At 71.0% G+C, this 24,086-nt stretch carries 23 protein-coding genes; 12 read left to right on the top strand and 11 right to left on the bottom strand.

Features of this window, described 5'->3' with window-relative positions; genetic code table 11:
• Nucleotides 1–41: 41 nt before the first annotated feature.
• The 5 genes from OHA73_RS06470 to OHA73_RS06450 form a co-directional block, all read right to left on the bottom strand.
• Nucleotides 42–1,064, bottom strand: coding sequence for a LacI family DNA-binding transcriptional regulator (locus OHA73_RS06470; RefSeq protein ID WP_327654462.1), 1,023 nt, complete (start codon nucleotides 1,062–1,064; stop codon nucleotides 42–44).
• A 5-nt stretch (nucleotides 1,065–1,069) separates the two neighbouring features.
• Nucleotides 1,070–1,927 carry a carbohydrate ABC transporter permease gene (locus OHA73_RS06465; protein ID WP_327654461.1) on the bottom strand — a complete coding sequence of 286 codons (858 nt, stop codon included), beginning with the start codon at nucleotides 1,925–1,927 and terminating at the stop codon, nucleotides 1,070–1,072.
• A gap of 42 nt (nucleotides 1,928–1,969) precedes the next feature.
• The gene (locus OHA73_RS06460; RefSeq protein ID WP_266716480.1) at nucleotides 1,970–2,905 is read right to left on the bottom strand and encodes a carbohydrate ABC transporter permease; all 936 of its coding nucleotides are present in this window, start codon (nucleotides 2,903–2,905) and stop codon (nucleotides 1,970–1,972) included.
• Nucleotides 2,906–3,007: 102 nt separating this feature from the next.
• Nucleotides 3,008–4,291: an ABC transporter substrate-binding protein gene (locus OHA73_RS06455; RefSeq protein WP_267071737.1), complete on the bottom strand. Its 1,284-nt coding sequence runs from the start codon at nucleotides 4,289–4,291 to the stop codon at nucleotides 3,008–3,010.
• Between the two features lie 130 nt (nucleotides 4,292–4,421).
• Nucleotides 4,422–4,961, bottom strand: coding sequence for a GNAT family N-acetyltransferase (locus tag OHA73_RS06450; protein WP_267071738.1), 540 nt, complete (start codon nucleotides 4,959–4,961; stop codon nucleotides 4,422–4,424).
• 117 nt (nucleotides 4,962–5,078) lie between these two features.
• Here OHA73_RS06450 and OHA73_RS06445 point away from each other — a divergent pair, with 117 nt between their 5' ends.
• The 3 genes from OHA73_RS06445 (at nucleotide 5,079) to OHA73_RS06435 (ending at nucleotide 7,637) form a co-directional block, all read left to right on the top strand.
• Nucleotides 5,079–6,281: an NAD(P)/FAD-dependent oxidoreductase gene (locus OHA73_RS06445; RefSeq protein WP_267071739.1), complete on the top strand. Its 1,203-nt coding sequence runs from the start codon at nucleotides 5,079–5,081 to the stop codon at nucleotides 6,279–6,281.
• Between the two features lie 33 nt (nucleotides 6,282–6,314).
• On the top strand, nucleotides 6,315–7,214 hold the full coding sequence (locus OHA73_RS06440; protein ID WP_267071740.1) for an RNA polymerase sigma-70 factor: 900 nt from the start codon (nucleotides 6,315–6,317) through the stop codon (nucleotides 7,212–7,214).
• 84 nt (nucleotides 7,215–7,298) lie between these two features.
• Nucleotides 7,299–7,637: a hypothetical protein gene (locus OHA73_RS06435; protein WP_266716489.1), complete on the top strand. Its 339-nt coding sequence runs from the start codon at nucleotides 7,299–7,301 to the stop codon at nucleotides 7,635–7,637.
• Between the two features lie 15 nt (nucleotides 7,638–7,652).
• Here OHA73_RS06435 and OHA73_RS06430 read toward each other — a convergent pair whose 3' ends face one another.
• The gene (locus tag OHA73_RS06430; protein ID WP_327654460.1) at nucleotides 7,653–8,387 is read right to left on the bottom strand and encodes an SDR family oxidoreductase; all 735 of its coding nucleotides are present in this window, start codon (nucleotides 8,385–8,387) and stop codon (nucleotides 7,653–7,655) included.
• 141 nt (nucleotides 8,388–8,528) lie between these two features.
• On the opposite strand from OHA73_RS06430, the gene OHA73_RS06425 reads away from it, so the two are divergent.
• Nucleotides 8,529–9,101, top strand: coding sequence for a TetR/AcrR family transcriptional regulator (locus OHA73_RS06425; protein WP_327654459.1), 573 nt, complete (start codon nucleotides 8,529–8,531; stop codon nucleotides 9,099–9,101).
• A 4-nt stretch (nucleotides 9,102–9,105) separates the two neighbouring features.
• Here OHA73_RS06425 and OHA73_RS06420 read toward each other — a convergent pair whose 3' ends face one another.
• Nucleotides 9,106–9,879, bottom strand: coding sequence for a GntR family transcriptional regulator (locus tag OHA73_RS06420; protein WP_327654458.1), 774 nt, complete (start codon nucleotides 9,877–9,879; stop codon nucleotides 9,106–9,108).
• Nucleotides 9,880–9,986: 107 nt separating this feature from the next.
• On the opposite strand from OHA73_RS06420, the gene OHA73_RS06415 reads away from it, so the two are divergent.
• From OHA73_RS06415 to manD, 4 genes are read left to right on the top strand one after another with little or no spacing between them, the layout of a single operon-like run.
• Nucleotides 9,987–11,342 (top strand): MFS transporter, encoded by a 1,356-nt coding sequence (locus OHA73_RS06415; protein WP_327654457.1) that lies wholly within the window; start codon nucleotides 9,987–9,989, stop codon nucleotides 11,340–11,342.
• 42 nt (nucleotides 11,343–11,384) lie between these two features.
• A complete protein-coding gene (locus OHA73_RS06410) occupies nucleotides 11,385–12,443 on the top strand; it encodes an NAD(P)-dependent alcohol dehydrogenase (protein WP_327654456.1) in 1,059 nt (352 codons plus the stop codon).
• The gene (locus OHA73_RS06405; RefSeq protein WP_327654455.1) at nucleotides 12,440–13,951 is read left to right on the top strand and encodes a mannitol dehydrogenase family protein; all 1,512 of its coding nucleotides are present in this window, start codon (nucleotides 12,440–12,442) and stop codon (nucleotides 13,949–13,951) included. Before OHA73_RS06410 ends, OHA73_RS06405 begins: the two co-directional genes overlap by 4 nt.
• A 39-nt stretch (nucleotides 13,952–13,990) precedes the next feature.
• Complete coding sequence (gene manD / locus OHA73_RS06400; RefSeq protein WP_327654454.1) at nucleotides 13,991–15,208, top strand: D-mannonate dehydratase ManD; 1,218 nt, start codon at nucleotides 13,991–13,993, stop codon at nucleotides 15,206–15,208.
• 24 nt (nucleotides 15,209–15,232) lie between these two features.
• Here manD and OHA73_RS06395 read toward each other — a convergent pair whose 3' ends face one another.
• From OHA73_RS06395 to OHA73_RS06385, 3 genes are all read right to left on the bottom strand, one after another.
• Nucleotides 15,233–16,750 carry a 3-hydroxyacyl-CoA dehydrogenase gene (locus tag OHA73_RS06395; RefSeq protein WP_327654453.1) on the bottom strand — a complete coding sequence of 506 codons (1,518 nt, stop codon included), beginning with the start codon at nucleotides 16,748–16,750 and terminating at the stop codon, nucleotides 15,233–15,235.
• Nucleotides 16,751–16,850: 100 nt separating this feature from the next.
• The gene (locus OHA73_RS06390) at nucleotides 16,851–17,636 is read right to left on the bottom strand and encodes a CoA-transferase subunit beta (protein ID WP_327658420.1); all 786 of its coding nucleotides are present in this window, start codon (nucleotides 17,634–17,636) and stop codon (nucleotides 16,851–16,853) included.
• Between the two features lie 47 nt (nucleotides 17,637–17,683).
• Nucleotides 17,684–18,601 carry a CoA transferase subunit A gene (locus OHA73_RS06385; RefSeq protein WP_327654452.1) on the bottom strand — a complete coding sequence of 306 codons (918 nt, stop codon included), beginning with the start codon at nucleotides 18,599–18,601 and terminating at the stop codon, nucleotides 17,684–17,686.
• 167 nt (nucleotides 18,602–18,768) lie between these two features.
• Here OHA73_RS06385 and OHA73_RS06380 point away from each other — a divergent pair, with 167 nt between their 5' ends.
• The 4 genes from OHA73_RS06380 (at nucleotide 18,769) to OHA73_RS06365 (ending at nucleotide 22,942) form a co-directional block, all read left to right on the top strand.
• Nucleotides 18,769–19,671: a LysR family transcriptional regulator gene (locus tag OHA73_RS06380; RefSeq protein ID WP_327654451.1), complete on the top strand. Its 903-nt coding sequence runs from the start codon at nucleotides 18,769–18,771 to the stop codon at nucleotides 19,669–19,671.
• Between the two features lie 128 nt (nucleotides 19,672–19,799).
• Nucleotides 19,800–21,026 carry an acetyl-CoA C-acetyltransferase gene (locus OHA73_RS06375; protein WP_327654450.1) on the top strand — a complete coding sequence of 409 codons (1,227 nt, stop codon included), beginning with the start codon at nucleotides 19,800–19,802 and terminating at the stop codon, nucleotides 21,024–21,026.
• A 93-nt stretch (nucleotides 21,027–21,119) separates the two neighbouring features.
• On the top strand, nucleotides 21,120–22,481 hold the full coding sequence (locus OHA73_RS06370; RefSeq protein WP_327654449.1) for an MFS transporter: 1,362 nt from the start codon (nucleotides 21,120–21,122) through the stop codon (nucleotides 22,479–22,481).
• A gap of 2 nt (nucleotides 22,482–22,483) precedes the next feature.
• The gene (locus OHA73_RS06365) at nucleotides 22,484–22,942 is read left to right on the top strand and encodes a MaoC family dehydratase (protein WP_327654448.1); all 459 of its coding nucleotides are present in this window, start codon (nucleotides 22,484–22,486) and stop codon (nucleotides 22,940–22,942) included.
• Nucleotides 22,943–22,954: 12 nt separating this feature from the next.
• Here the strand turns inward: OHA73_RS06365 and OHA73_RS06360 are convergent, their stop codons facing one another.
• A complete protein-coding gene (locus OHA73_RS06360) occupies nucleotides 22,955–24,046 on the bottom strand; it encodes a Gfo/Idh/MocA family protein (protein WP_327654447.1) in 1,092 nt (363 codons plus the stop codon).
• Between the last annotated feature and the right edge of the window lie 40 nt (nucleotides 24,047–24,086).

Below are 24,086 nucleotides of genomic sequence, written 5' to 3'. Positions count from 1 at the left end.
AAGGTGGTGCCGAAAAGGTGGAAACGTAACGGGAGTTGGGTCTACGAACCTGCCGGCCCCGTCGACTCCCGTACGACGAGCCGTGGGTGTTCGGTCAGTTCGGGCGCGGGCACACCCTCCTCGCCGACCTCCGCGAGCAGCGCCCGCGCGGCCGCCGCGCCCACCACGGTCACCCGCTGGTCGACGGTGGTGAGCCGTGGGTGCAGCCAGCGGCCGAGCGGCAGGTCGTCGTAGCCGATGACGGACACATCGCCCGGGACCGAGAGGCCCGCGCGCTGGGCGGCGCCGATGCCGCACATCGCCATCGAGTCGTTGGCGTAGACGATCGCGGTGGGGCGGGGGGAGAGGGCGAGGAGCCGCTCCGTGGCGGCGATCGCGGCCTCGGCGCCGAAGTCCGTGGGGATCACGGCGGCCGGGGCGAGCCCGGACCGGGCGAGGGCATCGGTGAACACGCCCTGCCGGAAACGGGAGTGGACCAGCTCCGGCGGACCGGACACGTAGCCGATCCTCCGGTGGCCGAGGGCGAGCAGATGCTCAACGGCCTCCGTGACACCGGTCTCCTGGTGGCTGAGCATCACCCCGTCCGGGCCGCCGAGCAGCACGAACGGCAGGCCGAGGCGCCGAAGTTGGGCCGGACGCGGGTCGTCGATCCGGCTCTCCGTGAGCACCGCACCGTCCACCCGACCCTCGGCGGCGAGCCGCTCGTACAGCCGGCCCTCCTCGGCGACATCCGCGACCAGGTGAAGCAGCAGACCGTAGCCGCGCGGCGCCAGCTCGCTCTCCAGGCCGTTGATCAGCTCGCTGAAGTGCGGGTCCGTGCCCAGGACATCGCTGGGGCGGCGCACCACGAGGGCGATGGTGTGGCTGCGGGAGCGGCGCAGGGCGCTCGCCGCCGCGTTCGGCGACCAGCCGAGGCGGGCCGCGGCGTCCTGCACGCGCTGCCGGGTGGGTTCGGAGATCCGCCCCGTACCGTTGAACACCTTCGACACCGCGGCCGGTGACACCCCGGCCTCGGCCGCCACGTCCTTGATGGTCGGGCGCTTGCCCGACGGCTGCGTCCGCACCGCACTCACATCTTCACCGCGCCACTGACCAGGGCCGTCTGCATCCTCTTCTGAAGCACCGTGTACACGAGCCACACCGGGACGAGGGTGAGCACGGTGCCCGCCGTCAGCACACCGTAGTCCGTGCCGGTCACCGACTTCAGGGTGGGCAGGGCGACTTGGACCGTGCGCAGGTCCGGGTCGGGGCCGATGAGGACGAGAGAGTACAGGTACTCGTTCCAGAAACTCAGGAAGTTGAGGAGCAGCACCGTGGCGATGCCGGGCAGACACATCGGCGTATAGATGTGGCGCAGTACCGCGAAGGTGGAGGCGCCGTCCATCCGCGCTGCCTCCTCCATCTCCTTCGGGATGGTTCGCATGAACTGCACCAGGATCACCACCGACAGCGGCAGCGCGGTCGCCGGGAGCAGCAGCACCATGAACGTACGGGTGTGGAACAGGCCCGCGGCGGCCGCCAGCAGGAACGTGGGGAACAGGGCGGCGAACGTCGGGATCAGGAACCCGAGCGAGAACACCTTCTCGATCACCGACGCCGCCCGGCCCTCGGAACGGGCGAGCGCGAACGCCGCCGGAACCGCGAGCCCGAGCGTCAACGCCAGGGCCACCACGGTCACCAGCGCGGAGTTCACCACCGCGGTGCCGAGGCCCGCGGTCCGGAAGGCCGTCGTGAAGTTGTCGAGGCCGAGCGAGGCCGGCGGCGCCAACGGGCTGCCGAAGATCGCGTCATTGGACTTGAACGAGGACGCGACGAAGTAGTACAGCGGCACCGCGAGCAACACCGCGTACCCCCACACCAGGATGTGCGCGGGCCACCACGACCGGCCGAACTTCGCATGACTCTTGCTCACATGACTCTTGCTCATGGGAACGCTCATGGGGAAAACAGCTCCGATCGGGCTCAGTGCTCAGTGGGTGGCGCGGAAGACACGGCGGATGGTCAGCAGGCCCACGAGCCCGGAGAGGAACAGGATCACGCCCACGGCCTGGCTGTATCCGAGGTCCGCCTCGATGAACGCCTTCTGGTAGACGAGGAAGGACAGCGTCGTCGACGAGGTGCCCGGGCCGCCCTGGGTGAGCAGCAGCACATTCTGCGCCGAGCCGAACAGCGTCCACAGCAGCTGCAGCATCGTCACCACACCCACGTAGTCCCGCACGACCGGGAAGTGGATGCGCCACATCGTCCGCCAGTGCCCCGCCCCGTCCAACTGCGCGGCCTCACCGAGGTCTTCGGGCACGCTGGACAGGCGCGCCGCGAACAGCACGGCGGTGAAACCGATGCCCGCCCAGATGTCCATGGCGATCAGGCAGTACAGGGCCGTCGAGGGGCTGGCCAGCCAGGCGTCGGTGAGCGAGTCGAGGCCGAGCCCCGACAGGGCGCCGTTGAGCAGGCCGTCGGGGGAGAGGGCGGCGTAGAAGACCATCGCCTTCGCCGGCGTCGAGATCAGACCGGGCACGAACAGCAGATACCGGATGACGCGATGGCCCGGCGGCCGCTGCGCCACGTAGTAGCCGATCATGTACGCGCACACGATCATCACCGGCAGCGCGATCACGAGCTGGACCGCGGTGTTGCGCACGGCGGCCCAGAAGGCCGGATCGGCGAAAACGGTACGGAAGTTGTCGAGGCCGGCGAAGGACACCGGCTGGAGCATGCCCGGCCAGTGCAGGGCCGCGATCACGAAGATCGCGACCATCGGGCCGACCATGAACAGCAGGTACCAGACGAGCGCGGGCAGCGCGAGGATCGTGCTGCCCTGGCCGCCCTTGCGGCCGCCGCCGGGCTTTACGGGGGAGGGGGTCCGGCCCGCGGTGGCGGCGGGCCGAGACGTGGTGATCGTCATCGGGGTCGACTTCCGTTCTCGACGTTCTCGGCGTTCTCAGCGGGCTCGACGTTCTCAGCGGTCTCGACGATGTCGGCGCTCTCGGTGTGCTCCACGGCGGGCTCAGGCGGAGCGGTACGCGGATTCCAGCGCCGTACGGATGGCGCGCGCGGAGGTACCGGGAGTGAAGGCGGTCGACGTCGCCTGGATCAAGGGCTGCGCCGCGGCGGCCGGGATGTACTGGTCCGGCAGCACTACCTGGCCGACGGAGTCGCCGAGTTGCTGCGCCTTCGCCACCAGCGGGAAGTCCGTGCTGAGCGCGTCGGTGACCACCGACATGTCGCGGCCGCCCTCGGTGACGAACCGGTCCACGACCTCGGGCCGGTACATGAAGCGGATGAACCGCTCGACCGTCTCGATCTTCTTCACCCCGTTCGGGCTGACCCAGAAGCCGGAGACGGTGTACGTGCGCAGGATGGTCGGCTTCTTCTGAGCGGCGCCGTCCGCGAGCGGGAAGCCGCCGACCGACGTGGTCTTGACAACGTTGTCCGGGACGCTGGCGAGAGCCGAGGACATCGCCGACTGCATGGCCGCGTGCCCGGTGTTGAACTGCGTCGTCATCGCGTCCGATGTGAGCCCCTGCGCCTTGTCGGCGAACACCCCGGCGTCGCGCAGATCCACGAAGTACCCGATGCCTTCCTGTGCGCCGCGGGAGCCGCTGAAGTCGCCCGTGCGGTACAGGTGTCGGGCCTCGGCCGGTGTCAGGAACGTCTGGATGATCTGGGCGAGCAGCTTCTGCCCCGTCCAGTCGTTGCCGCCCACCGTGAACGGTGTGATGCCCTTGCCGCGCAACTTCCGTGCGGCGGCGACGAGTTCGTCGGATGTGGCCGGCGGGGTGTCGACCCCGGCGCGCTCAAGGAGTGCGTGGTTGAAGGCGATCGGCCAGTTCGTCCCGATGTACGGGAAGGCGCGCAGCCTGCCCTCGGTGTCGGTCCACTCGGTGACGGCCTTCGGGATGATCCGCTCGCGCAGCCCCCAGTCGTCGAGATAGCCGCCGACCGGAACGGTGGCGCCGACCTCGGTCCACGACAGCGTCTTGTCGTAGAGGTTGACCATCACGACATCGGCCTCGGCGCGCGCGAGCCGCGAGGTCTCGTAGACCTGCCCGAGGTCATCGCCGTTGATCAGGTTCTTCACGGTGATGTCCGGGTTTTCCTTGCGGAACTGGTTCACGACCGCGCGGAACGTGGGGGAACCGGGCGCGTTCCCGCCCATCTGGCTGTGGATCACCAGGGTGTCGGGGTCCGAGCCATAGGCGGAGAACGCACTGCACGCACTGAGCGCGGGCGCCGCCGCAAGGCCCGCACCCAGAGCCATGAAGCCGCGTCGATTCATCGGGGAGCGCAAGGCGGGAGGCCTCCTGTCGCGTTGGTATATCGATATACCTTCGGGGTGCGAGCACCGTAAGCAGGAAGCGGAACGGGGTCAACCCCTTGACGCGGACGACGAGTTGCGCGGGGTGGCCGGGGAAGGGGCCTCAGTCGGACGCCGTGACCGGGGGCCGCATGCCGAGCCACTGCTCGGCGTCCCAGGCCTCGAACCGCTCGACCTCGGCGAAGCCCAGCTTGGCCGCGAGACGCATCGAGCCGGTGTTGGCGGTCTGGGTGGTGAGCACCACCGGTTCTCCGGGGAGGACGCCGTCTAGCCAGGCGAGCGCCGCCGCGCACGCTTCGGACGCGTACCCGGACCCCCAGGCCCCCGGCAGGAACAGATAGCCGAGGTCGGCCTTGCCCGCGGCGGCCGGGCGTTGATGCATCGGCGCCCTCCGGAGCAGGAGCTGGCCGATCATCGCCCCATCGAGCTCGACGACGAAGCTCCCGGGCCACCGCTCGGGCACCGCGGGCAGCTCACGCTCGAGCACGTCACGTGGCCGGGGGCCACCGAGGTACGTGTGCACCTCCGGCGAGGCGAGCAACTCGACGAACGCCGCCCGGTCCCGGGCCTCGGACCCACGGAGCACGAGCCTCTCGGTCCTGATCGGCTCCGGCGGCCAGCTGTTGAGCACCAGTTCGTCCATCGGCGCACGCTAACAGGTGGTCGAAGTGATCCGGGTCACAACGTGTCACAGGGGGTGTGCAGCCGGTGTCTTGAGCTCGAACCGCTCGAACGGCTCGACAACGAGGGAGATTTCATCATGGTTGAGAACACCGACGTGGTGGTGCTCGGCGGCGGATACGCCGGCGTCATGGCGGCCAATCGCCTCACGCAGCGCGACGACGTGACCGTGACGCTGATCAACCCGCGCCCCACCTTCGTCCACCGGGTCCGGCTGCACCAGCTGGTGGGCGGGACAGACGCCGCTGTCGTCGACTACCGCGAGGTCCTGGCGGAGGGGATTCGGCTGGTGGTCGACAGCGCGACCCGGATCGACGCGGCGGGGCGCGGTGTCGAACTGGCGGGCGGCAGCGCGGTCCGCTACGACCACCTGGTCTACGCCGTGGGCAGCGGCAGCGCCGACCCGCAGGTGCCGGGGGCGGCCGAGTTCGCCCACCCGATCGCCGCCCTGGAGGACGCGCGGCGGCTGCTGCCCGTCCTCGACGCCGCGCCCGCGTCGGCCCCGGTGACGGTCGTCGGTGCCGGCCCGACAGGCATCGAGACCGCCGCCGAACTGGCGGAGCAGGGCCGCGACGTGACCCTGGTCTGCGGCGGGCTGCTCGGTCCGTATCTGCACCGTCGGGGGCGGCGGTCGGTGGCCGGGCGGCTGGCGGCGCTCGGGGTGAAGGTCGTGGCAGGTCCTGGCACGAAGGTGGCGGCGGTGACATGTGACGTGGTGCGTCTCGCCGACGGCCGGGAGCTGCCGAGCGCCGTGACCATCTGGACCGCGGGCTTCGGCGTGCCGGACCTGGCCGCCCGCAGCGGGCTGAGCGTCGATGCCCTGGGGCGGCTGCTCACGGACGAGACGTTGACGAGCGTGGACGACGACCGCATCGTCGCGGCCGGGGACTCGGCGGCGCCGTCGGGACTGCCGTTGCGGATGAGCTGCCAGACGGCGATGCCGCTGGGCGCGCGGGCCGCCGACACGGTGCTCAGCAGGTTGGCGGGTGAGCGGCCCGAGACCCTCAACCAGTCGTTCGGGGCGCAGTGCATCAGCCTGGGCCGGGGCGCCGGCGTCTTCCAGTTCGGCAACAGGTCCGACGTCGCGGTCTGGTTCCACATCGGCGGTCGCCTCGGCGCGAAGATGAAGGAAGGCGTGTGCAAGGGCATCGTGAAGCACCTGGCCGACGAGGCGCACAAGCCCGGCGGGTACGGCCTGCACCGCATGAAGGGAGGCGCCGGCCGCCGCGAGGCGCTGGAGTCCATGCGGGCCGCGGCGCCGGTCGCCGAACGGGTTTCCTAGATCCGGGCCCGTCGAGGGGGAGAAGATCCAGGCATGAGTGATGACGACGCAGTCGACCGGGCGACCGAGACGTTCGTGGCCCACCGCAATCTGCTCTTCACCGTCGCGTACGAGATGCTCGGCTCAGCGGCCGACGCGGAGGACGTCCTGCAGGAGACCTGGCTCCGGTGGGTCGAGGTCGACCTCGACCAAGTACGCGACCAGCGTGCGTACTTGGTGCGGATCACGACCCGTCAGGCGCTCAACCGGCTGCGCACGATGTCACGGCGCAAGGAGTCGTACGTGGGCCCGTGGCTGCCGGAGCCGCTGCTGACCACGCCGGACGTGGCCCAGGACGTCGAACTCGCCGAGAGTGTGTCGATGGCGGTGATGCTGGTCCTGGAGACGTTGTCGCCGACCGAGCGCGTCGTCTTCGTGCTGCGCGAGGTCTTCGACGTCGGATACGACGACGTCGCGGCGGCGGTGGGCAAGACCCCGGCGGCCGTCCGCCAGATCGCGCACCGGGCCCGCCGTCATGTGGACGCCCGGCGGCCGCGCGCCGTGGTGTCCCAGCGCAGGGCACGGGCTGCCGTGGAGTCGTTCCTGCGGGCGCTGGAGGGCGGGGACCTTCAGGGCCTGCTCGATGTGCTCGCGCCCGATGTCGTCTACATGGGCGACGGCGGCGGCGTGAAGCACGCCGCGCTGCGGCCGATCGTCGGCGCCGACAAGGTGGCCCGGCTCCTGGCCGGCGGCCTCGGCAGGAACACGATCCCGGTCGCGTTCGGTCCGGCGACGGTCAACGGCGGGGCGGGGCTGACGATCCACCTGGACGGCGAACTGGACAGCGTCGTCGCGGTCCACGTCGAGGCCGACCGCATCACCGGCATCTACGTCGTCCGCAACCCCGAGAAGCTGTCCCGCACCGCGTCCGAGACCCCGCTCACCCTGCGATGAACGCTCCAGGCGTGAGGCGTGCGCGGCGGGCTTTCTGCTTGAAAGCCCCTCAATTCGTGCCGACTTCAGAGAAAGATCAGTGACATGGAGATCCTTCGGAATGTGTTCCTCGTCTTCCACCTCTTCGGGTTCGCCGCGCTCCTGGGCGGCATCTTCTTCCAACTGCGCGGAAAGGACCCGGTGGCCGGCGGCTACATGCTGAGCAGCGCGGTCGTCCAGCTGGTCACCGGGGTGGGGCTCATATGGACCCGAAGATCCCTCGACCTGCCGGTGGTCGACGCGAAGATGGGGGTGAAGCTGGCCCTGGACGTCCTGGTGGCGGCGATCGCGCTGGCCGGTATGCGCAACAAGCGACCGTGGGCCTTCTACGCCGTGGGGTCGTTCACGGCGGCCGCGGCGGTCGTGGCCGTCGCGTGGACGTAGTCCCTGGCCCGGTGTCTACCCCTGCGCCGTCGGCCGGACCACGATGTCGCCGACGTCGACGTTGGCCGGCTGCTCGACGGCGAAGGCGATGGCCTGCGCGATGGACTCCGGCGGGATGCCGATGTCGCCCATGGACGAGGCGAGCCGGTCCTTCACCTCCGGCGCGATGTGGTCGGTGAACTCCGTGCGGGTCATGCCCGGTGAGACGACCGTGACCCGCAGGCTTTCACCGGCCTCCTGGCGCAGGCCTTCGGAGAGGGTGCGCACGGCGTTCTTGGTGGCCGCGTACACCGCCTGCGTCGGGACGATCCGCAGTCCGGCGGTGGAGACGACGTTGACGAAGTGTCCCGAGCCCTGCTCCCGGAAGACCGGCAGCGCGGCCGCGACCCCGTACAGGACGCCCTTGAAGTTGACGTCGATCATGTTCTCCCAGTCCTCGACGCGCAGGTCGTCCAGTGGGGAGATCGGTCCGATCCCGGCGTTGCTCACGAGTGCGTCGAGCCTGCCGAAGCGGCTGCGCGCCAACTCCACGAGCGACGCGAGGTCCTGGCGGACCGTCACATCGGTGCGGATCCAGGCGACTTGGCCGCCCGACTTCTCGATGCGGCCCGCCAGATCCTCCAGGCGCTCGGTGCGGCGCGCCCCGAGGACGACCTTCGCGCCGCGCTCCGCGAGCAGCAGGGCCGTGGCCTCGCCGATGCCGCTGCCGGCGCCCGTGATCGCCACGACTTTGCCTTCGATTCCAGACATGGGTGGTCCTTCCCAGGGGTGGGTGTGGGCAGGCCGGAGCCGTGCCTCAAGGCGAAAGTGGGGGACTCCCCACTTAGGCTGATGGTGAGACCGTAAGTGGGGTAGCCTCCACTTAGCAAGTGGGTACGAAGGGAACCGGTGATGGACCGAGCCGCGGAGCGGCCGCTCAGGGCGGACGCGCGACGCAACAGGGAGAAGATTCTGGCCGCCGCGGTGCGTGTGTTCACCGAGGACGGCCTCGACGCGCGCCTCGAGCACATCGCCAAGGTCGCGGGCGTCGGCAGTGCGACGCTGTACCGCAACTTCCCGACCCGCGAGGCCCTCATCGAAGCGGCCTACCGCAACGAGGTGGCCCAGGTCTGCGAGGCCGCCACCGAGCTGCTCGCGGCGCACCCGCCGTTCGAGGCCCTGCGCGCGTGGACCCGCCGCTTCATGGACTACGCGAGTGCCAAGTACGGCATGGCCGACGCCCTGCGCGCCATGGCCGCCGAGGGCGGAAATCCTTACGGGCACAGCCGGGACATGATCGAGGCGTCCATCGCCGAGCTGATGGACGCCTGCAGGCGCGCCGGGGCGATCCGCTCCGACATCCCCACGGGTGACATCTTCGCCGCCCTCGCCGGGATCGCCCTCACCTCCGCCGGGCCCGAACAGCGCGCTCAGGCCGAGCGGCTCCTCGACCTCACCCTGGACGGGCTGAGGCGCACGGACTGAGCGCTCAGGCGCGCAGGCCGGGGTGAGCGCGGGGCCTGCTGGGCGGGGGCAACTCCCCGGTCTCCACGAAGAGTTCGGGGCGCTCGGCCTGGATGGTGCCGATGTCGTCGAACACGCCCTGAAGGTGTCCGCGCAGGGCCTGCTCGGCCCGCGCCGCGTCCCGCAGTTCCAGGGCGTCGACCACTGCCCGGTGCTCGTCGATGAGGTGCTCGATGCGGCGCGGCAGCGGCAGGCTCAGCCGGCGGGCGCGGTCGAGGTGGGCCTTGGCCGTGGTGACCGTGCGCCACAGTGTGCGGTGGCCGCTGGCCTCCATCAGTCGGCGGTGGAACGCCTCGTCCTGCTCGAAGAACAGATCGTCGTCCGCCGCCTCGAACGCGGCGCGCTGCGCGTCGAGGTTCGCGCGCAGCGCCGCGATGTCCTCGTCGTCGGCCCGTTTCACCGCCTCGCGCAGCGCGGCCAGTTCGAGCGCCTCGCGCATGAACTGCGCTTCGAGGACGGCGTCGACGCTGATCCGTGAGACGAACGTACCGAGCTTCGGGAAGATGTCGACCAGCGACTCCTCGCCGAGCAGGATCAGCGCCTCGCGCACCGGGGTGCGGCTGACGTCGAGCTCCGCGGCGAGTTCGTTCTCCGACAGCGGGGCGCCCGGCGGCAGTTCGAGAGACGTGATGCGCGAGCGCAGCAGCGCGTGCACACGTACCCGGTTGGACTCCTTGGGTGTCACGGCCTCCACCGTGCGCCGTGTCGCCTTGTCGCTTCGTCGCTGCTCGTCCCGCATGCCGTCACCCTCTCACCTCAGCTGCGGAAATTCTTACATACAAGGCTTGTATGTAAGCGGTCGCCCAGGTAGAAAATGACGAGCCCGCTTCCGACCGGAGGTCAATGATGACCAGCCACCCCGTCACCGACACCGAGGTGACGACGCCGTCCGGCACGACCCCGCCGCCCCGGCCCCGCGGCCGCGGCAAGAACGTCCGCTGGGGCATCGCCGTGCTCTGTTTCGGCGGCCTCGCGGTCAACTACCTCGACCGCTCCACGCTCAGCGTCGCGCTGCCCACCATGTCCAAGGACCTGCACATAGGCCCCGAGACCCAGGGCTTCGTCCTCAGCGCGTTCTTCCTGACGTACGCGATCTGCCAGCTGCCCGCCGGCGCGCTTCTCGACAAGTACGGCGTGAAGCGGGTCTTCGCGCTCGGCGCGATCTGGTGGTCGGTGGCCACCATCGGCATGGGCCTGGTGCGCGGGGTCGGCTCGCTCGTCGGGGCGCGGATGCTGCTCGGCGCGGGCGAGGCCGCCGGCTACCCGGCGCCCGCGAAGGCCGTCTCGCGCTGGTTCCCGCGGCACGAGCGCACCTTCGCCAACAGCGTGTGGGACAACGGCGCCCGCGTCGGCACCGCCATCGCCCTGCCGCTCGTCACGATGCTGGTCTCCGTCTTCCACTGGCGGGTCGCCTTCGTCGCCTGCGGACTGCTCGGCTTCCTGTGGATCATCGGCTGGTGGCGGCTGTACCACGAGCCCGCCGACCACCCGAAGCTCACCGCCGAGGAGCGCGAGTACATCGAGGCCGGCGGCGCCCGCATCGAGGAGACACCGGCCGAGAAGGACGACGCGCCCAAGGTGCGCTGGCGTGACCTGTTCCGGTACCGGACGGTCTGGGGCATGATGCTCGGCTTCTTCTGCCTCAACTACGTCATCTACTTTTTCATCACCTGGTTCCCCAGCTACCTCGTCGACGAGCGTGGCTTCGACCTCCTCTCGCTCGGCTTCTTCGGCACCGTCCCCGGCCTCGTCGCCATCGTGGGCTCGCTGCTCGGCGGCTACACGGCCGACCGGCTGCTGCGCAAGGGCTGGTCCACCACCAAGGTCCGCAAGACCTGCCTGATCTCCGGCACCCTGTGCTCGTCCGTCATCGCGCTCGCCGTCGTCGTGCCGACCGCGTCCGGCGCGCTCGCGCTGCTCTCCCTCAGCTACGCCTCGCTGACCTTCGCCACCGCGTCCGTGGCCTCGCTGCCCGCCGATGTCGCGCCCACCGCGGGCCATGTCGCCTCCCTCGCCGGCATCCAGAACTTCGCCTCGAACGTCGCGGGCGCCCTCGGCCCGATCGTCACCGGCTTCCTGCTGGCGTCCTCCGGCGGCTCGTACCTGGTGCCGCTGCTCGTCTCCGGCGCCCTGTCCATCGTCGGCGCGCTGACCTACGCGTTCGTCATCAAGCGCGTCGAACCGCTGCCGGTGCGGGCCTGAGACCGCCTGCAAGACTTTTCGTACGAGAGAAGGGAGCGCCCCGTGACCACCACCACGCACCGCGCCGCCGTGCTGCACGGACCCAAGGACCTGCGCGTAGAGGACCGTCCGGTGCCCGAGCCGGGCGACGGTGAGGTGCTCGTCGCCGTCCGCGCCGTCGGCCTGTGCGGCTCCGATCTGCACTACTACGAGCACGGTGAGAACGGGCCCAACGTGTTGCGCCATCCGACCGTCCTCGGCCACGAACCCGCCGGGTTCGTCGTCGGCCACGGCGCGGGCGGCGGCGACCTGCCGCACGGTACGGCCGTCGCGATCGAGCCGGCCCACCCCTGCGGGCGCTGCACCCTCTGCCGGGCCGGGCGCTACAACCTGTGCCCGAAGGGCACCTGCTTCGGCTCGCCGCCCACGAACGGCGCGCTGACCGAACTCATCGCCGTACCAAGGGACTTCGTGCACCCGCTGCCCGAGGGCATGGACGTGAAGCTGGGCGCGCTCGTCGAACCCCTCGCGGTTGCCGTGCACGCCGTGCGCCGCGCCGCCGTTGCGCCCGGCGAACGCATCCTGGTCACCGGTGGCGGGCCGATCGGCGTGCTCGTCGCGCAGGTCGCCGCCGCCTGCGGAGCGCTGGTGACCGTCTCCGACGTGGCCCCGGCTCGGCGCGAGTTCGCGGCCCGGCTCGGCGCCGAGACCGTCGACGCGACCGCGCTCACCCCCGACCCCGACCGGGCACACGCCCTCGCCGACCCGGGCGGCTACGACACCGTCCTGGACTGCTCCGGCGTCGGCCCCGCCCTGGTCTCCGGGATCCGCGCGCTGCGCCCCGGCGGCACCGCCGTCGTCGTCGGCAACCCGAACCGCCCGGAAACCGAACTGCCGCTGGCGTGGATGCAACGCCAGGAGATGTCCCTGCTCACCTCCTTCCGGTACGCCGCCGGGGACTTCGCGGCCGCCGTGCGCCTCGCCGGGTCCGGTCGCGTACGCCTCGACGGCCTGGTCACCGCGGAGTTCCCGCTGGAGCGGGCCGATGTGGCGCTGCACACCGCGCTCACCGACCGCACCCAGATGAAGGTGCTCGTCACGCCCGGCGAGGTGGACGCGTGACCACCGCCCAGCACCGCGCGGTGCCGCGCCTGACCCGGGCCGCGCTCCCGGTGGCAGGCCTCAAACTGCCGCCGCTGACCCCCGAGTCCGGCATCGTCCACCTCGGCCTCGGCAACTTCCACCGCGCCCACCAGGCGGTGTACACCGCCGACGCGCTGCGGCACACCGAAGGGCCGTGGGGGATCACCGGTGTGTCCACCACGCCCGGCACCCGGCCCCGGCCGGTGATCGAGGGCATGGCCGCGCAGGACGGCCTCTACACCGTGCTCACCCTGCACCGCGACGGCGCCGTCGCCGCGAGTGTGCCCGGCGTGCACCACACGGGCCTGGTCGCCGACGGGCAGGGCGCGGACGTGGTCGCCGCCATCGGCGCGGACACCACCCGCATCGTCTCCCTCACGGTCACGGAGAAGGGCTACACGTTCGGCGCGGACGGCCGCCTCGACCTCGACGACCCGCTCGTCCACGCCGACCTCGCGGGCGGTACCCCGCGCACCACGGTCGGCCTGATCGCACGCGGCCTGCAACAGCGGCTCCGGACCGGCGCCCCGCCCGTGACGCTCCTCAGCTGCGACAACCTCATGGACAACGGGGCCCGACTCCGGTCCCTGCTCGGCGAGTTCATCGCCGCTCTGCCCGCCGCCGAGCGCGAGGGCCTCCAGGCGTACGCCGACGCCTCCGTGTCGACACCGAACAGCATGGTCGACCGGATCGCGCCCGCGACCACCGGCGAGCACCGCGCCCTGGCCGCCCGCGCGTTCGGCGTCCGCGACACCGTGCCGGTGCCCGCGGAGCCGTACAGACTGTGGGTGATGCAGGACGACTTCCGTGCGGGGCGGCCCGCGTGGGAGCACGCGGGCGCGGTGTTCACCAAGGACGTCGGCCCGTACGAGCTGATGAAGCTGCGCCTCCTCAACGGCGCGCACTCCCTGCTCGCCTACCTCGGGCTGCTGCGCGGGCACCGCTCCATCGACCAGGCGGTGGGCGACGAACTCCTCGGCGGGGTCGTCGAGTTCGCGATGCGCGAGGAGATCCTGCCGACCGTCCCCGAACCGGACGGCATGCCCGGCGCGACGTACATCGACGAACTCCTCGACCGCTTCGCCAACCCGGCGCTCGGCCACCGCACCGCCCAGGTCGGCTCCGACGGCTCCCTGAAGATCCCCGTGCGCTGGGCCGGGCCCCTCACCGAGTCACTGGCCGCCGGACGTGTGCCGCGCGTGCTCGCGCTCGGTTTCGCCGCCTACGTACGGGTGATCACGGCCGACGACGCGTACGACGAGCGGAACCTGGGCACCGTCCACGACGGCGCCCGAGCCCGCCTCGCCGAGCTGGCGTCCCGCGCGACCGGACCCGACGGGAAGGCCCGCCTGCTGCTCGCCGAAGGCGGCCTGCTGCCCCAAGAGGCCGCCCAACACGAGGAGTTCGCGAACGCCGTCGCCGAGTTCGCACGAATTCTGGACGCGCACGGGGCCGAAGCCGCGCTGCGGGCCGCCGCCCGCGACTGACACACCATCCAACGACGCCTCCCGAGAGAACGGCATCGCATGTCCTCCACCATCACCTCCGCCGAGGTCTTCGTCACCTGCCCCGGCCGCAACTACGTCACCCTGAAGATCACCACCTCCGACGGTGTCACCGGCATCGGCGACGCCACCCTCAACGGCCGGGAACTGGCCGTCGCCTCCTACCTGCGCGACCACGTCTGCCCCACGCTCATCGGCAAGGACCCGGCCCGCATCGAGCACCTGTGGCAGTACCTCTACAAGGGCGCCTACTGGCGGCGCGGGCCGGTCACCATGACGGCGATAGCCGCCGTGGACGTGGCGCTCTGGGACATCAAGGGGAAGGTCGCGGGGCTTCCCGTCTACCAGCTGCTCGGCGGCGCCGCCCGCGACGGTGTCACCGTCTACGGCCACGCCAGCGGCAACACCATCCCCGAACTCCTCGACGACGTAAGGCGGTTCCGCGACAAGGGCTTCCGCGCGGTCCGCGCCCAGGCGGCGGTGCCCGGCCTGGAGCGCGTCTACGGCATGCGCAAGGGCGACGGGGACACCTACGAGCCCGCCGACGGCAACCTGCCGACCGAGGAGGTCTGGGACACCGGCGCCTACCTGGACTTTGTGCCTGAATATATGGCCGCCGTCCGCGAGGAGTTCGGCTACGGCTTCCACCTGCTGCACGACGTGCACCACCGGCTCTCCCCGATCGAGGCCGGCCGACTGGGCAAGTCCCTTGAGCCGTACCGCATGTTCTGGATCGAGGACCCGACGCCGGCCGAGGACCAGGAGGCCTTCAGGCTCATCCGGCAGCACACCACGACGCCGCTCGCGGTCGGCGAGATCTTCAACTCGATCTGGGACTGCCAGCACCTCATCACCAACCGGCTGATCGACTACATCCGCGCCTCCGTCTCCCACGCGGGCGGCATCACGCACCTGCGCAGGATCTTCTCGCTCGCCGAGCTGTACGGGGTGCGCTCCGGTTCGCACGGCGCGGGCGACCTCTCCCCGGCGTCGTTCGCCGCCGCGCTCCACCTCGACCTGACGGTCCCGAACTTCGGCATGCAGGAGTACATGGCCCACCTCCCCGGCTACGAGGAGGTGTTCCACACGTCCTGGACCTTCGAGGACGGCCTGATGCACCCCGGCGACCGCCCCGGCATCGGCGTCGAGTTCGACGAGAAGGCCGCCGAGCGGTTCCCGTACGAGCGCAAGTACCTGCCGGTGAACCGGCTGCGGGACGGGGGCGTGCACGACTGGTGACGATGCCGCGCGGCGCCCGCCGGCTCAGCCGAGGCAGTCCTCGGGTGTCGTGCCCGGGTGGGTCAACGGCAGCCCCAGCAGGGCGCGTTCGGTGAGCCAGCGGGTCGGGCGGTGGCGGGGATCGCCCGTCGTGGCGTGCAGGGACCGCTGAAGGTCAAGCATGCGGGCGGCGCCGACGCGGTCGCCCCAGGCCAGCGGTCCCGTGGGGTAGCCGAGGCCGAGCGTCACCGCCAGGTCGATGTCCGCCGGGGCGGCCAGCCCGCGCTCGGCGATCGACGCGGCGACCGACACCACGGAGGCGAGGAGGCGCTGGGCCACCGAACCCGCGGTGTCACGGGCGATGGTGACGGTGTGTTCGCCGCGGGCCAGCACCGCGCGCGCGTCGCGTGCGGCGGTCGGGTCGGCCGCCGGGGTCATCGACAGCACACGGCGGTCGCTCGCCACGGACAGCGGGTCCACGCCGAACGTGCGCGCGGCGGGGAGTTCGTGGGCGGCGATCGCGTCGGCCACGGTCGTGCCCCAGACCGGGACGAGGACAAGGGCTTCGGGGGAGGGGCGGCCGTCGTGCTCCACGGAGGCACCGGCCGCCGTCAGCGCGTCCCGCAGGGCCCCCGCGTCCTCGCCCCCGCCCGCGACGTGGACCGGGCGGTCCGCGTCGCCCGACACCGGCTCCTCGGGGGAGTTCGATGTCTCGGGACCGTACGCGTACCAGCCCTGCCCGGTCTTGCGGCCGAGCAGTCCTGCCGTCACCCGGTTCGGTGTGAGGTAGGACGGGCGGAGCCGGGGCTCGTGGCGGAAGCCCTGCCAGATCGAGTCGATGACCGCCGCCGTGACATCGAGCCCGGTGAGGTCCATCAGCTCGAACGGGCCCATCCGCAGCCCCAGTACATCGCGCGCCACGCGGTCGATGTCCGCGGGCCGCGCCACCGACTCCTCCAGGAGCGCGAGCGCCTCGGTCACCAGACCGCGCCCCGCGTGGTTGACCAGAAAGCCGGGGGTGTCGGCCACCGTCACCGCGCGATGCCCGCAGCTCTCGACCAACTCCGTAAGAAGGGGCGGGAGTTCGGGGCGGGTGGCGGCGCCCGGCACCACCTCCACGATGCGCATCAGCGGAACGGGGTTGAAGAAGTGCAGGCCCGCGAGGCGCGTCGGGTCCTTGAGCGTCGCCGCGATCCGCGTCACCGACAGGGAGGACGTGTTGGTCGCGAAGACGGCGGTGGCCGGGAGGGCCTGCTCCAGTTTCCCGAAGACCTCCGCCTTCGTGTCCAGGTCCTCCCGTACGGCCTCGACCACCAGCTCCACGTCGGGGCCCGGCGCCCAGGGGTCGTCCAGCGGGACCAGCCGTGCCACGGCCGCCGCGCTGTCCTCGGCGGTCATGCGGCCCTTGGCCACCGCGCGGTCCAGCATCGACCGTACGAAGTCCACCGCCTCCCGCACCGCCTCCGCCCGGACGTCGCCCAGCTCGACGGTGTGCCCGGCGCTCGCCGCCCACTGGGCGATGCCGCGGCCCATGGCTCCGGCGCCGACGATCCTGATACGCATGGCAGTTGGGACCTTTCGCAGATTCGGGAGGGGGTGTATGGGGGTACGTCGGGGTGGGTCAGCGGAGTACGGGTGTGGATCGGCGGAGTACGGGGGTGTGTCAGCGGAGATAGACCCGGCCGGGGTCGACGTCCTCGCGCAGCAGGCGCAGCTCCGCCGCGCTCGGCGGCTCCACCGTGTCGACGTGGTCGGCGACCTTCAGGTCCCAGCCCGTCGCCTCCTTCACCTGCTCGACCGTGACACCGGGGTGGACGGCGGTCAGCCGCAGTTCCTCGCCGACGCCCTCGCGGGCCAGGATGCCCAGCTCGGTGATGACACGCGTGACACCGACGCCCAGCGGCCGGATGCCCTCCGCGAGCGCGCGGTCGGGTCCTGGCGTGGTGCAGAAGTCGAGGGTCTCGGTGAACGAGCGCGGGTTGTGGCGGCGCATCACGACGAAGACCTCACGGGAGTTGGCCATCACCTCGACGCCGCCGCCGGATCCCGGCAGCCGCACCGACGGGCTCTCCCAGTCCCCGATGACCGAGGTGTTGAGGTTGCCCCAGCGGTCGATCTGCGCGGCGCCGAGGAAGCCGACGTCGATGTGTCCGCCCTGCAGCACGCAGCCGAACAGGGCCGGCATCGAGAGCACCGCCTCCGCGCCCGAGATGAGCACGGCGTCCGCGATGGTCTCCGGCAGGTGCGAGGGGTGGGCGCCGCACACCCCGGACTCGTACACGACCTCGATCTGCGGGGCGACCGTCAGGTGTGCCAGTTCGGTGGCGAGGGTGGGAAGGCCGATGCCGGCGAACACCGTGCGGCGGGCGGCCAGTTCGCGTGAGGCGACGACGGAGAGCAGCTCCGAAGAGGTGACCGCCTCGGCGGTCCCGGGCGTGGCAGCAGTCATGGTGGTCAGGTCCTTGTCGTGTGTCGCGTCCTTGTCGTGTGCCGCGCTCACAGTCGCCGTCCGTAGTTCACCGGTTCGCTGAGGGCCTCGCCGACCGCGAGGCCCGCCCAGAACTCCTCGCCCTGCTTGGCGACGTACTCGGCGTGGTCGGCCGTTCCGTACACCCACTCCGCCAGCCATTCCTGGAGGCGCTGCGGGTCCTTGCTGATGCCCGACCAGGCGCGGTAGAAGGCGTTGTCCCGGTCGTAATAGCCCTGCGCGAACGACGGGTGCGCGCCGCGCGGGCAGACGACGACGGCGTCCACGGCGTGGGCCGGGACGAGCGTGCGGTTGGGGTCCGAGCGGACCACCTCGTCCTCGACGAGTTCCTCGACCACGACGATCGCCTTGTCGGCCGCGTACACCGCCTCGGCCTGGATGCCGGTGAGGCCCCAGATCTGGGTGTTGCCGCGACGGTCGGCGCGCTGCGCGTGGATGATCGTGACGTCCGGGTTCACGGGCGGCACCACGTAGATCTGCTCGGGTTCGCCGTCCGGGCCGGGGTAGGGCGAAGTCACCTTCTGTAGCGCGTTGTTGATGCCGGGGAGGTCGCTGCCGCCGTACGAGCGCAGCGGGAAGAACGGGAGGCGCTGGGAGCCGGCGAGGTAGCGGCAGATCATCCCGTAGTGGCTGTACTCCTCGAAGGCGAGCGGCGCCGGGTCCGCCCGCTCGATCCTGCGGCGCAGCTCACCGAGCGAACCCGCGGAGGAGTTGCCGACGAAGGAGGAGACGAGGCGCGAGACGCAGCCTGCGGCGAGCATCTGGTCCACGACGATGTCCGCGGTCATCCGGACGACCGTGAGGTCCCTGCGGCCCTGCCGGATGATCTCGTGTCCTGCGGCGGTGGGGACGAGGTGGGTGAAGCCCTCGATGCTGACGGTGGCGCCGTCGTGCACAAAGGTGGCGATGGCCTCCTTCATCGACATGACCTTTGGCGACGCAGATTTCACGGCGTCCACGACTTCCACGGCTTCCACTGTGCTCCTCGGCGAGTGCGTGCTGGTCGCCCTACCGTGTCAGCGCCTATTGATTGCCGTCCAATACCAAATTAAGGTCGGATCAAGACCGCTGATTAATGAATGGGGGCGGGCTCGTGGAGCTGCGTCATCTCACCGCGTTCACCGCCGTCGCCGAGGAGCTCCACTTCGGCCGGGCCGCCAAGCGGCTGCAGATGGCGCAGCCGCCGCTGAGCCAGCAGATCCGGCAGCTGGAGAAGGAGCTCGGCGTCCAGCTCTTCGAGCGCAACACCCGCTCCGTGCGCCTCACCAGCGCGGGGGAGTCCTTCCTCGAACCCGTACGCACCGTGCTCGCCGACCTCGACACGGCGGTGCGGGCGGCGAAGGCGGCCGGGCGCGGGGAGTTCGGCCGGGTCACGATCGGGTTCGCGGGCGCCTCCAGCCACGAGACACTGCCCCGGCTCACCCGTGCCGTGCGGGCCGCGCACCCGGCCATCGAACTGGTCATGAAGGGCCAGACGTACGCCAACGTCGCGCTCGACCGGGTCGCGGACGGCTCCCTCGACCTCGGCTTCGTGCGGCTCCCGGTGACCCAGCCGGGTGTGGCCCACCGGGTCATCGACGAGGAGGAGCTGCTGTGCGCGCTGCCCTCCGACCACCACCTCGCAACGCGCGACAAGATCCCCATCGGCATCCTCGCCGAGGAGCCCTTCGTCTCCTTCCCCGCGAACGCCGGGTCCACGGTCCGTGACGCGATGGTGGAGACCTGCGAGGCCGCCGGGTTCAACCCGCGTGTGGTGCAGGAGGCCCCCGACTCGTACACGATCCTGGCGCTCGTGGCGGCCGGTGTCGGTGTCACGCTCACGGTGTCCTCGGTCCGGCACATCCAGCAGACCGGGCTCGTCTATCGGCCCCTCGCGGGAGAGCCCATCCGGCGCCAGGCGGCCCTTGCCTGGCGGGCCGACAACCCCTCCGCCGCTCTACGTGCGGTGCTCGAGGTCTGCGAGGAGGCGCTGCCGACTCCCGGAAGCGCCGATTGATTCGCCATCCGTAGCGTCGATTGAGACGCCACCCGTCTTGATGGATCGAAAACTTGGTATTGGACCGACTAAGCGGTCGGGTGCGATGGTCGGCTCACCTCCCTGAGCCGCCCGAAAGGTGTTCCGCCGTGCCCGAACAGGCCGATGTCGTCATCTGCGAACCAGTGCGCACCCCCATCGGGCGCTTCGGCGGCGCCTTCGCCCGGCAGACACCCGCGGCGCTCGCCGCGCGCGTCGTCGCCGAGCTCGTCGCCCGCACCGGAATCGCCCCGGACCGCGTCGACGAGGTGATCCTCGGGCAGGCCTATCCCTCCTCGGACGCCCCGGCCATCGGCCGCGTCGCCGCCCTGGACGCCGGTCTTCCCGACTCCGTCACCGGCGCCCAGATCGACCGTCGCTGCGGCTCCGGTCTTCAGGCCGTCCTCGACGCCGCCATGCAGATCCGGGCGGGCTTCAGCGAGGTCGTGATCGCCGGCGGCGTCGACGTGATGAGCGCCGCCCCGTACTACACGCACGAGGGCCGCTGGGGCATCAAGGGCCCCGGCCTCCAGCTGCACGACTCGCTCGCGCGCGGCCGGGTCACCGCGGGCGGCATCCACCACCCCGTGCCCGGCGGCATGATCGAGACGGCCGAGAACCTGCGCCGCGAGTACGCCATCAGTCGCGCCGACCAGGACGCCCTCGCCCTGCGCTCGCAGCAGCGTGCCGCCCGTGCGGCTCAGGAGGGGCGCTTCGACGCGGAGACCGTGCCCGTCACCGTGCGAGGCCGCAAGGGTGACACCGTCGTCAGCGCCGACGAGCACCCGCGCCCGGACACCACCGCCGAGCAACTCGCCGCGCTGCGGCCCATCATGGCCAAGTCCGACGCGGAGGCCACCGTCACCGCGGGCAACGCCAGCGGCCAGAACGACGCGGCCGCCGCCTGCCTCGTCACCAGCGCCGCCACCGCCGAACGGCTCGGGCTCACCCCGCTGGTCCGCCTCGTCTCCTTCGCCCGCGCGGGCGTCCCCGCCGCGACGATGGGCATCGGCCCCGTCCCGGCCACCCGCGCCGCCCTGGAGCGCGCCGGACTCACCCTCGCCGACCTCGACCTGATCGAGCTCAACGAGGCCTTCGCCGCCCAAGTGCTCGCATGCACGCGCGAGTTGGGCCTCGGCGAGAAGGACCACGAGCAGCGCATCAATGTCAACGGCTCCGGTGTCTCGCTCGGTCACCCCGTCGGTGCCACCGGCGCCCGCATCCTCGCCACGCTCGCCCGCGAGATGCAGCGCAGCGGGGCGCGCTACGGCCTGGAGACCATGTGCATCGGAGGCGGCCAGGGCCTCGCCGCGGTCTTCGAGCGCATCGCCGCGTAACCACTCCCCAGTCACGCGTAACGACTCCCCAGTCACCAGAGCAGTCCCCACCCGTCCCCATCCGCTTGATCAACGACGTTCACGGAGCGACCCATGAGTGCGTCCACCGCCACCTCGCGTGCGGAGACCAGAGCCGCCAACAGAGCAGGATTCGGTGCCTTCGTCGGCTCCACCATCGAGTGGTTCGACTTCTACATCTACGGCACGGCGGCGGCGCTCGCCTTCGACAAGGTGTTCTTCCCCGAACTGGAAGGCGCCATCGGCACGTTGGTCGCCTTCGCCACCTTCTGGGTCGGCTTCCTCGCGCGCCCCATCGGCGGCATCGTCTTCGGTCACTTCGGCGACCGCCTGGGCCGCAAGAAGACGCTCGTCATCACGCTGCTGATGATGGGCATCTCCACCACCGCGATCGGCCTGCTGCCGAGCTACGCCTCCATCGGCGTCGCCGCGCCGATCCTGCTGGTCTGCATCCGCATGATCCAGGGCATCGGCCTCGGCGGCGAGTGGGGCGGCTCCGTCCTCATCGCCTCCGAGAGCGCGCCCAAGGGCAAGTCGGTGCTTTACGGTGCGTTCGCCCAGCAGGGCTCGCCCGTCGGCAACACGCTGGCCACGCTGAGCTTCCTCGCCATCAGCCAACTGCCGGACGACGCCTTCGTGTCCTGGGGCTGGCGGGTGCCGTTCCTCGCCTCCGCGGTCCTCGTCCTGGTGGGCCTGCTGGTCCGCCTCAAGGTCGCCGAGTCCCCGGCCATGGCCAAGCTCATCGAGAAGAAGGAAGTAGTCAAGCTTCCGCTCACCGAGGTGCTGCGCAGCCACCCCGGCCTGATCGCCCTCGGCATCGGCGCCTGCACCATCGGCCTGTCCGCGACGTACTTCAAGTCGACGTTCGCCCTGTCCTGGGCCACCACCTCGCTCGACTTCGACCGCAGCACCTTCTTGACGATCATCCTCGTCGCCAACATCACGCAGGTCATCGTCCAGCCCTTCGGCGCCGTGCTCGCCACCAAGATGAAGAGCTGGTCCCGCGCGGTCGTCGTCATGTTGGTGCCCGAACTGATCCTGCTTCCGCTGATGTTCGTCCTCATCAGCACCGGCAACTACGGCCTCGCGATGCTCGGCGTCGCCGTCGCCACCATCCCGCACTGCCTGTACTACGCGGCCCTCGCCGGCATGCTCGCCAGCCGCTTTCCCGCCCACCTGCGCTACACCGGCATCTCCCTGTGCTACCAGCTGTGCGGCACGCTCCTCGGCGGCACGACCCCGATCATCGGCCAGTTCCTGCTCAACAAGACCGGGTCCATCAGCGCGGTCATCGCCTACGCCCTGTTCCAGGTCGCGTTGACGCTGGGCTGCATGCTGCTCCTGCTCAAGCGCCCGAACCACGATGAGCTGGCACTTGATGCCCCTGTGGCGTCTGAGCAGCGGAGCCCCGAGGCCGCTACCACGAACGGAGCCTGACCATGCCCCTGACCGTGCACGGCATCCCGGAGATCCTCGACCTCGCCGGACGCGACCTCGGGCACTCCGACTGGAAAGAGATCACCCAGGAGCTCATCGACGCGTACGCGTACGTCTCCGGGGACCACCAGTGGATCCACACCGACGTCGAGCGCGCCGCCTCCGGCCCGTACGGGCGCACCATCGCCCACGGCTACATGGTGCTCAGCTGGGGCATCCCGATGTTCGGCGAGCTGCTCCAGGTGAAGGGCGTCGGCCGGGCGCTCAACTACGGGGTCAACCGCGTCCGTTACCCGGCTCCCGTACCCGTCGGCAGCCGCGTACGCCTGCACGCCTCCGTCACCTCGGTGACGGAGGTCGCGCGGGGCGGGGTGCAGATGACGCGGGCGTTCACCTTCGAACTGGAGGGCTCCGAGAAGCCCGCGTGCGTGGCGGAGTCACTCACACACTTCTACCCGTAGGACTGCGGGCTTTCAGGGACGATCCAGCGGAGCCGGCCGCTTCACGGACGACAGCACCGTGAGCGCGCCGGACTCCGGGGACGCGAGGGAGATCCGCTCGAGGACGTCGAGCACGTGGAAGGCGAACTCGCCGGACGCGCGGTGCGGACCGCCGTCCAGGTGCCGCGCCAGGTCGAGGACGCCGAGGCCACGGAACGGGCCTGTGGCGGGCGCCTTCGCCTCGGTCACCGCGGGGAGTTCGCTCCACTCGGTGTCACCACGGCGCTTGATGCGCACCGGGCGGTCGAACGTGTTGGGGTCCGGCAGGGAGAGCGTGCCGCCGGTGCCGTAGATCTCCAGGTGTGGCAGCTCGGTGTCCCACACGTCGAAGGAGTACATCACCGTCGCCAACACCCCCGAGTCGAAACGGAGGATGGAGGTGGCGTGCGTGGGCACCTCCACCGGCACGTACTCGACGGTGCGCGCGGGGGCCGTCACCGTCAGCTCCTGCTCCGCCATCGCGTTGGCGCCCATGACGTCCCGCACCGGGCCCAACAGGTTGACCAGCGCGGCCACATGGTACGGACCCCAGTCGAGGACGGGCCCGCCGCCTGCCTGGAAGAAGAAGCCGGGGCTCGGGTGCCAGGCCTGCACCCGGCTGGATCGTACGAAGCTGGTGGCGGCGAAGGGCGTACCGATCAGGCCGTCGTCGATCGCGGCGCGCGCCGTCTGCCCGGCGGTGCCGAGGAACGTGTCGGGCGCGCCGCCCAGCGTGCGGCCCGTCTCCGTCGCGGTCACCAGGTTGGCGCGCGCCAGCTGGGTGGTCGCGGCGAGCGGCTTCTCGGTGTAGACGTGCTTTCCGGCGCGCAGGGCGGCGTCGTTGAGGGGTGCGTGCACGGCGGGCGGGGTGATGTTGACGACGATCTCCACGTCGTCGTCGGCCAGCAGTTCCTCGGTGGTGCCCGCGGCCGGGATGCCGAATTCGGCGGCGGCCGTGCGGGCCCGGTCCAGGTCGACGTCGGCGACGCGGGTGACGGTCAGCTCGGGGAGGGTGGCGATGCCGGCGGCGTAGGCCCGGAAGATCGAACCGGTGCCGAGAATGCCGACGTTGACGCTGCGGCTCATGAGGGGGCAACTTCCCTTCGGGCGGGGTGGGTTCGGGGGA

This window comes from Streptomyces sp. NBC_00483 (genome assembly GCF_036013745.1).
In the GTDB taxonomy this organism is placed as follows: domain Bacteria; phylum Actinomycetota; class Actinomycetes; order Streptomycetales; family Streptomycetaceae; genus Streptomyces.
The sequence above is the reverse complement of the archived record's forward strand: the minus strand, read 5'-3'. Positions and strand labels throughout refer to the sequence as shown.